At 35.9% G+C, this 8,449-nt stretch carries 8 protein-coding genes; 6 read left to right on the plus strand and 2 right to left on the minus strand.

Annotated features, from left to right (window positions below):
- The first annotated feature begins 309 nt into the window (after positions 1 to 309).
- The 5 genes from GJU32_RS22710 to GJU32_RS22725 all read left to right on the plus strand — a co-directional run bounded on the left by GJU32_RS22710 (position 310) and on the right by GJU32_RS22725 (position 5,373).
- The gene (locus GJU32_RS22710; protein WP_155594147.1) at positions 310 to 1,503 is read left to right on the plus strand and encodes an ornithine--oxo-acid transaminase; all 1,194 of its coding nucleotides are present in this window, start codon (positions 310 to 312) and stop codon (positions 1,501 to 1,503) included.
- Positions 1,504 to 1,585: 82 nt separating this feature from the next.
- Positions 1,586 to 2,830 (plus strand): Glu/Leu/Phe/Val family dehydrogenase, encoded by a 1,245-nt coding sequence (locus tag GJU32_RS22715; RefSeq protein ID WP_155594148.1) that lies wholly within the window; start codon positions 1,586 to 1,588, stop codon positions 2,828 to 2,830.
- A gap of 171 nt (positions 2,831 to 3,001) precedes the next feature.
- Complete coding sequence (locus tag GJU32_RS22720) at positions 3,002 to 4,165, plus strand: iron-containing alcohol dehydrogenase (RefSeq protein WP_155594149.1); 1,164 nt, start codon at positions 3,002 to 3,004, stop codon at positions 4,163 to 4,165.
- Between the two features lie 79 nt (positions 4,166 to 4,244).
- Positions 4,245 to 4,385: a hypothetical protein gene (locus GJU32_RS23285; RefSeq protein WP_196426793.1), complete on the plus strand. Its 141-nt coding sequence runs from the start codon at positions 4,245 to 4,247 to the stop codon at positions 4,383 to 4,385.
- Between the two features lie 250 nt (positions 4,386 to 4,635).
- Positions 4,636 to 5,373: a hypothetical protein gene (locus GJU32_RS22725; RefSeq protein WP_155594150.1), complete on the plus strand. Its 738-nt coding sequence runs from the start codon at positions 4,636 to 4,638 to the stop codon at positions 5,371 to 5,373.
- Positions 5,374 to 5,426: 53 nt separating this feature from the next.
- Here the strand turns inward: GJU32_RS22725 and GJU32_RS22730 are convergent, their stop codons facing one another.
- Positions 5,427 to 6,410 (minus strand): cation diffusion facilitator family transporter, encoded by a 984-nt coding sequence (locus GJU32_RS22730; RefSeq protein WP_155594151.1) that lies wholly within the window; start codon positions 6,408 to 6,410, stop codon positions 5,427 to 5,429.
- Between the two features lie 14 nt (positions 6,411 to 6,424).
- The gene (locus tag GJU32_RS22735) at positions 6,425 to 7,147 is read right to left on the minus strand and encodes an MgtC/SapB family protein (RefSeq protein ID WP_155594152.1); all 723 of its coding nucleotides are present in this window, start codon (positions 7,145 to 7,147) and stop codon (positions 6,425 to 6,427) included.
- 136 nt (positions 7,148 to 7,283) lie between these two features.
- Here GJU32_RS22735 and GJU32_RS22740 point away from each other — a divergent pair, with 136 nt between their 5' ends.
- On the plus strand, positions 7,284 to 8,183 hold the full coding sequence (locus tag GJU32_RS22740; protein WP_155594153.1) for a DMT family transporter: 900 nt from the start codon (positions 7,284 to 7,286) through the stop codon (positions 8,181 to 8,183).
- The last annotated feature ends 266 nt before the right edge of the window (positions 8,184 to 8,449 follow it).

Genomic DNA, 8,449 nt, shown 5'->3' on the forward strand with positions numbered 1-8,449 from the left:
CCAGACTACCTACAACTTCATATGCAAGCTAAAACAACTTCAGAAATGCTTTAATTTTCACGTTAACGTTAGGGCTGTTCGATAAGTAGAAAATTGAGGTATTTTAATAATAATTTTGCGAAACTTCTCCAGGTAATACTACCCCTGACTAAAACCGTAGACACTCATGACGAGGTAGTTTACTTTGGTGAAGTTAGCAAATTTATGATTTGAATTGTTGCTCAATTCTTAATCATTCTACTTATAGAGATACATAGTCCCTTTCTTCCATAAAATTTTTATCACGATATAGTAAGGAGAGAATAGGATATGACAAAAACGCAACAAGTTATTGAACAAACGCAAAATTATGGTGCAGCAAACTATCATCCACTGCCAATCGTAATCTCAGAGGCTGAGGGTGCTTGGGTTAAAGATCCAGAGGGCAATAAATATTTGGATATGTTATCAGCTTATTCTGCTGTTAACCAAGGACATCGTCACCCAAAAATTATCGCTGCTTTAAAAGAACAAGCTGATAAAGTAACATTAACTTCACGTGCATTCTACAGTGAAAACCTTGGTGAATGGTATGAGCTAGTAGGTAAATTAACAAATAAAGAAATGGTATTACCAATGAATACAGGTGCTGAAGCAGTAGAGACTGCATTTAAAGCAGCTCGTCGTTGGGCATATGATGTAAAAGGCGTAGAAGATGGCAAGGCTGAAATTATTGCATGTAACGGTAACTTCCATGGCCGTACAATGCTTGCAGTATCTTTATCTTCAGACGAAGAATACCGTCGTGGTTTCGGACCAATGTTACCAAATGTTAAATTAGTAGATTATGGTAGTCTTGAAGCTTTAAAAGCTGCAATTACACCAAATACTGCTGCATTTTTAATTGAACCAATTCAAGGTGAAGCTGGTATCGTGATTCCAACAGAAGGCTTCTTAAAAGCAGCTCGTGAGCTTTGCCGTGAAAACAATGTATTATTTATTGCTGACGAAATTCAAGCTGGTTTAGCACGTACTGGTAAAATGTTTGCTTGTGATTGGGAAGAAGTAGAGCCGGATATGTACATCTTAGGAAAAGCATTAGGTGGCGGAGTATTCCCAATTTCTTGTGTTGCTGCAAACCGTAGTATCTTAGGTGTATTCAACCCAGGTTCACATGGTTCAACTTTTGGTGGAAATCCTTTAGCTTGTGCAGTTTCAATTGCATCTATTAAAGTTTTATTAGATGAAAAATTAGCAGAACGTTCAAATGAACTTGGTGAGTATTTCAAAGGTAAATTAAAAGAAATTAACAACCCAGTTATTAAAGATGTACGTGGTCGTGGTTTATTTATCGGTATGGAATTAACAGAATCAGCTCGTCCATACTGTGAAAAACTAAAAGAATTAGGTCTTTTATGTAAAGAAACACATGATACAGTTATTCGTTTTGCACCACCACTTGTTATTTCTCAAGAGGATTTAGATTGGTCAATCGAACAAATTGAAAAAGTATTTAAACTTTAACAAAATGTTCACATTTTAATTCGGAAGTATGTTACAATGATGCCGAATACTATCATTAAAAAAAACAAAGAGGCGATTTAATATGTCTGAAAACTTAAATCTTTTCACATCAACACAAGATGTTATTCAAGATGCTCTAAATAAACTTGGCTATGATGAAGCAATGTACGAATTACTAAAAGAACCGCTTCGCATGCTACAAGTACGCATCCCGGTAAAAATGGATGATGGTACAACAAAAGTATTTACTGGTTACCGTGCACAACATAATGATGCAGTAGGACCAACTAAAGGTGGGGTTCGTTTCCACCCACAAGTGTCTGAGGAGGAAGTTAAAGCGCTTTCAATGTGGATGACACTGAAATGTGGTATTGTCGATCTACCATACGGTGGTGGTAAGGGCGGTGTCATTTGTGACCCTCGTCAAATGTCTATGGGTGAAATCGAACGTTTAAGCCGTGGTTATGTACGTGCAGTAAGTCAAATCGTAGGACCAACAAAAGATATTCCTGCGCCAGACGTATTTACAAATGCGCAAATTATGGCATGGATGATGGATGAATATAGCCGCATGGATGAATTCAACTCTCCAGGCTTCATCACTGGTAAGCCACTAGTACTTGGTGGTTCTCAAGGTCGTGACCGTGCGACTGCACAAGGTGTTACAATCGTAATCGAAGAAGCAGCGAAAAAACGTGGCATTGAAATTAAAGGTGCTCGCGTTGTTATTCAAGGATTTGGTAACGCAGGTAGCTTCCTTGCGAAATTCATGCATGATTTAGGTGCAAAAGTAATCGGTATTTCAGATGCTTATGGTGCACTTCATGATCCTGAAGGTTTAGATATCGACTACTTATTAGATCGTCGTGATAGCTTCGGAACAGTAACAACTTTATTTGAAAACACAATTTCAAACAAAGAATTATTAGAACTTGATTGTGATATTTTAGTGCCAGCTGCTATTGAAAACCAAATTACTGCTGATAATGCACACAATATTAAAGCAAATATTGTAGTAGAAGCAGCAAATGGTCCAACAACTGCTGAAGCAACTAAAATTTTAACAGAACGTGACATTTTACTTGTACCAGACGTATTAGCTTCTGCTGGTGGTGTTACAGTTTCTTACTTCGAATGGGTACAAAATAACCAAGGTTATTATTGGACAGAAGAAGAAGTTGAAGAACGTCTATACAAAAAAATGGTTGAAGCATTTGATAATGTTTATACAACAGCTACAACACGTAACATCAACATGCGCTTAGCAGCATACATGGTAGGTGTTCGCCGTACTGCAGAAGCTTCACGTTTCCGTGGATGGGTTTAATATCGATCAATGAAAACGAGTCATTCCTATATTAATGGGATGACTCGTTTTTTTCTTGTTTATTTGTTTTAACAGAATCTGAACAGTCTGATAGAATTCCGAAAGTAACGTTTAATCTTTGCGTTCTTCAACAGAAATATGAGAAAATCCAACTAGAAAGGGGCGAATTAGATGGATTCATTTACATTTTTTAACCCAGTGAAACTACATTTTGGTGAAGATGCACTGGAAAAGTTACCACAAGAATTAGAGCAATATGGAAATAAGGTATTAGTTGTATATGGTGGCGGAAGCATCAAAACAAATGGTGTTTACAATGCTGTTATGGACAAATTACAGCAGGCAGATAAAACGATATTTGAATTAAGTGGTGTAGAACCAAATCCACGTGTAGAAACAGCTAGACGTGGTATTGAAATTTGTAAAACGGAAGGAATCGATTTAGTTCTTGCAGTTGGTGGTGGTTCTGTTATCGATTGTTCTAAATTAATCGTTGCTGGTGCAAAATATGATGGCGATGCTTGGGATATTGTAAAACGTAAGGTGATTGTAGAGCAAGCCATTCCATTAGGTACTGTGTTAACGCTTGCTGCAACTGGCTCTGAAATGAATTCAGGATCAGTTATTACCAATGCTGCTACAGAAGAAAAACTAAGCTGGGGTAGCCCCGCAGCATTCCCGAAATTTTCAATACTAAATCCAGCGTATACCGTGACTGTCCCTAAAAACCACACTGTTTATGGAATCGTTGATATGATGTCACATGTATTCGAACAATATTTCCATAACACAACGAATACACCAATTACTGATGAAATGTGTGAGGGTATATTACGAACGGTCATTACTACTGCACCAAAATTACTAGAGGATTTAGAGAATACGCAGTTACGTGAAACGATTTTATTAGCAGGAACTGTTGGTTTAAATGGATTTTTATCAATAGGTTCTCGAGGTGATTGGGCGTCTCATAATATCGAACATGCTGTATCGGCGGTATATGACATTCCACACGCGGGTGGTTTAGCCATTCTCCAACCGCATTGGATGCGTTTAAGTGTACCAGTAAATCCTGAGCGTTTTGCAGGCATAGCAACACGCGTATTTGGTGTGGATGCGACAGGCAAGACGGTAGAAGAGGTTGCATATGAAGGAATCGATCAATTATCTGCTTTTTGGACATCTTTAGGGGCACCTAATCGTTTGGCGGATTACGATATTAATGATTCGAAATTCCAACAGATTGTAGAGCATGCAATGCAGAATGGTCCTTTTGGAAACTTCAATAAATTGCAAGAGGAAGATGTAAGAACAATTTTACAAAATTCTCTTTAAAACAAATGAGTGTGAGGCTTTGTTAGAGCCTCACACTTTTTTTATTTTGATTCAGCAACTGTTTTTTGCGGTTGTTTAAATGCCTGTTGAAATAGGTGAAGACCGTCAAAATAGGCACGTCCAATGGCAATGGCAGAGTGACCAACATTCTATTGCTTTAAAGCCTGTGTTGGCTGACACAGATACAGATAGGTGCCTATACATGACGCAGGTCAATTAATCGTTGTAGCAGGACATAAATTATTAATTAATGTTTAATTGATATGGAATTTTCTGTGCTGAGTAAGAAAAGTCACGTTGTTCATTGCGTCATTTGACCAATACCGTATTTTCTTAGATAAGGTTACTTTTGAATGATGAAACAAAACAGATTTTGTTGCAATTACTCAAATCATGTAAGGATGTTCAGAAATGGTTCAACCACCTTTACTAAAATAATTACAATAGTCAACAAAGAGGAGAGGGATCAAGTGTTGAAACCATTGCTAGATAATCGTATTGATACGTTAAGTTGTATAGAGATACCATTTCAGCAGCATGTTTATAAAATGCAAAATTGTGTAGAAGTATTGGGAATTGATGCGAAATTTCTGCAAATTGAAAATGATACAATTATTAAAGGATATATTGTTGATCAGAGTATTTTTTTCAAAAGCTTGTGTTTTGGACAAACGACTATTATTTTTTCGGATGGTGTAAATAAAGCAATAGTACAATTATTTGTTCGTCCTTCTGGAGAAATTGTAGTAGAAGTGAAGCCTTATTTAGGGGGAGCAGAAGTTGTACCTGTTTATTATCGAACAATTTTAGCAGATACAGCTATTGCAATTGATTTAAAAGGTGCTTTAAAACATTATTTGGTAGCCCATCGTTTTATGAATAGGGAAGATTCGATTGCAGAAGTACATTATCAATCCATGCACCCAAACGTGTTAAAGGATTCTTTTTTTGGAAATTTCGTATTAGGCTGTCATGTAGATGGTAGAGCCATCCTTAATGCTGAAGAATATGCTTTAGCCAATCGTCAAGCTACATTGCAATTTTCGAAGATAGTCAGTCAACATGATGGAAAAAGTAAGACTATTTCTTGTAACAGAGTACTTACTTTTATGATTACGAATCATGTCTTTGTAGGTCATGAGGATATACCTGATTATGTAAGCAAAATCAAAAATCATGACGGACGAACCTGTTTAATACCAGTATAAAAGATAGCCAACTGCCTGAAATAAGGCAATTGGCTATTTGTTTTCGTGAAATATTAAATGGAGTTGTTAGGTCTTTCACCAACATGCACCCAGTTTGTTCTTCCGTCATCTTCATCAAATAAAATAGCAACTTTAGATACCCCTTTTTGACTTAAAATGACCTCTGTTAAATGATCACGGACATCATCTAAAAAAGCCAGGGATAAATGGGGGTCAGATTCAGCCACTAATTCAACATGTAAAAATTCACCTTCTTTAATTACTTCAAGACGAACAATATCTTTGATGTTCGGATCATCCATTACAAGGTGGGCGATATGGTTTAACATTTCCTCATCCGTCTCACCAATTACGCCACGTGCATTATCGAGGAAAATTTTACCGACAACATAAAACATCATCGCTCCAATTATCATGGAAACTAGTCCCTCTATTCGATCCCAGCCTGTAAAGTAAGCAATTAAGATGGCAGTAAAGGCTAAAAAGTTTCCTGCAGTAGCAACTAAATCTTCCATAAAAACTAATTTGGTTGCAGGCTTTGCACGATTTAAATAAGCAAAGGCTTTTGGAATAGCTGCGATACCTGCCTTTTTTTGACCTGCTTCATGTAGTACCTCAGCAGCTGCTTTGGCTAATACTATACCTTCTAAAACAATCCCTATGAATAATACCCCAAGTGCAATCAATACCCCACTAGACTCTTTGGCAGGATGAATAAAATGATGCCAGCCTTCTTTTATTGTTTCATAAGAAAGGATGGCTACGATAATTACTGCAAAGAGGCATACTAAATTGACAATACGACCGAATCCTCCGGGAAATTGTTTTGTAGGTGCCTTTTTTGAAAGAGCTGAACCTATATACACAAATAATTGGTTCGCTGCATCACCTAGTGAGTGCATCATTTCTGCAAACATGGCAACATTACCAGTAAAGAAAAAGGCGATTCCTTTAATAATTCCTAAAAAGGCATTCACACAAGCCGCCATCAGTGAGGGTTTGTTGCCATCCTTTAGTAATTTAAATAGTTCTGCCATAAAAAATCCTCCAACTAATTTAAAATTTCCATTTCGATTTTTTCTATATAAGGTAGTGCTCGTAATGAACGATAAAATGATAATAAATTATCCGAAACAATGAGGGATAGACGTAAATCCAGTTCATGTAAAACATTATCATTTTTTAAATGAACATCTTTGATGCGTATGTTTTCGATAATTATGTTATTGTCCTTTAAAAATAATAGAAATGATTCAGTATTTTTGTCATCGTCAATTTGTACTTTTAATAAAATCTCTCGCATGCGAATTCGTTTTGGCCCAATTTTCATTAGAAAAGGCGATAGAATTTCAATTCCAAAAACAATGATTACAACAGCTAATGTTGCATCCATATAAAACCCCGCGCCAACTGCGATACCTATACCAGCAGCTCCCCATATCATGGCAGCAGTTGTTAAACCTGTAATGCTGTCATTGCCTCGTCTTAAAATGACACCTGCTCCAAGAAAGCCGATCCCACTCACAATTTGAGCAGCTAAACGAAGAGGATCCATAGTAATATTAATATCTTCCCTAGAAGGGGTTGAGTAGGCTGTTTCAATAGAGATGATGGTAAGTAAGCAGCTGAAAGTAGCTATAACTAAACTTGTTTTTAATCCAACTGGCTTCTTTTTTAATTCCCTCTCTATTCCGATAACTAAACTTAATGTGGCTGCAATAACTAATTTTATGCCTACTTCATATGTAATCATATTTTCCAATAATGTTTCCATATTCAACCCTCCATAGATATTTCGTATTGCTAAGAGATATGCAAGCTGTCATTATTATATGTGCATTACTTTTTTGTATTGTACAACAACATGAAAGTAAGGGAATATAAGTATTTTTTAATGGAGGTAGGATTTTATGGAGCAGCCTAAAATTCATCCATACATCCCCATTGTAGTTGGTGTTATTTCAGTATCTATGTCGGCTGTTTTTGTGAAATTAGCATCAGCGGAGGCGGGCATTATAGCATTTTATCGTATGCTATTTTCCGTTTTAATAATGACACCATTGTTTTTGGGGAGATATACGAAGGAGTTAGCTTTATTAAGAAAACGTGATTGGCTATTTTCTTCAATGGCGGGAATCTTTTTAGCATTCCATTTTATTTTATGGTTTGAATCACTCAACTATACTTCAGTAGCAAGCTCTACAGTTTTAGTGGCGCTACAGCCGTTGTTTGCCTTTGTTGGAACATACTTTTTCTTTAAAGAGAAGATTACGGTGAAAACAATCGTTGCAGGTACAATAGCTATAGCTGGAAGTGTTTTAATAGGTTGGGGTGATTTTAAAGTAAGTGGAACGGCTTTTTATGGAGATGTACTAGCTCTTATTGCTTGCGCACTTGCTACAGCTTATTTTTTATTGGGACAGGATGTACGTAAGAGATTATCTTTAATGACCTATACGATGGTTGTTTATGTTGTAAGTACAATTACTTTATTTATATATGTAATAATTAAAGGAGAATCATTTGGACCCTATTCTTCGATGGATTGGTTATGGTTTTTCTTATTGGCGTTAGTACCTAATTTATTTGGTCATACTTTATTTAATTGGTCTATTAAATATGTTAGTACGAACGTTGTTTCAATTGCTGTGTTATTTGAGCCTGTAGGTGCTGCTCTTTTAGCAATGCTAATATTTAAAGAGTATTTATTAGAGACACAGGTTATCGGTGGATTGATTGTATTAGCAGGAATTCTATTGTTTGTAATAGATGTTAAAAAGATTTTTAATTTTTTTATGAAAAACACTTGATTTTTAAAATACTATATTATATATTATTACTTGTCCTTAACAAGAGGAAACACTTGATAATGAAATTTAAAAATAAGTTGTTGACTTCTGGTTATTAATGAGATATGATAATAAAGTCGCTGAAAACGACTTAAATAATAATGAACCTTGAAAACTGAACAAGCAAAACGTAATCAATAACGTTTTTAGTAACTAGCTTCGCTAGTGAACAAAACAAAATTTTGGACATCAAAATTGATGCCAGCAAAACAATTTGAGCTAATCAA

It is taken from the genome of Lysinibacillus cavernae (genome assembly GCF_009724685.1).
GTDB lineage: Bacteria > Bacillota > Bacilli > Bacillales_A > Planococcaceae > Lysinibacillus > Lysinibacillus cavernae.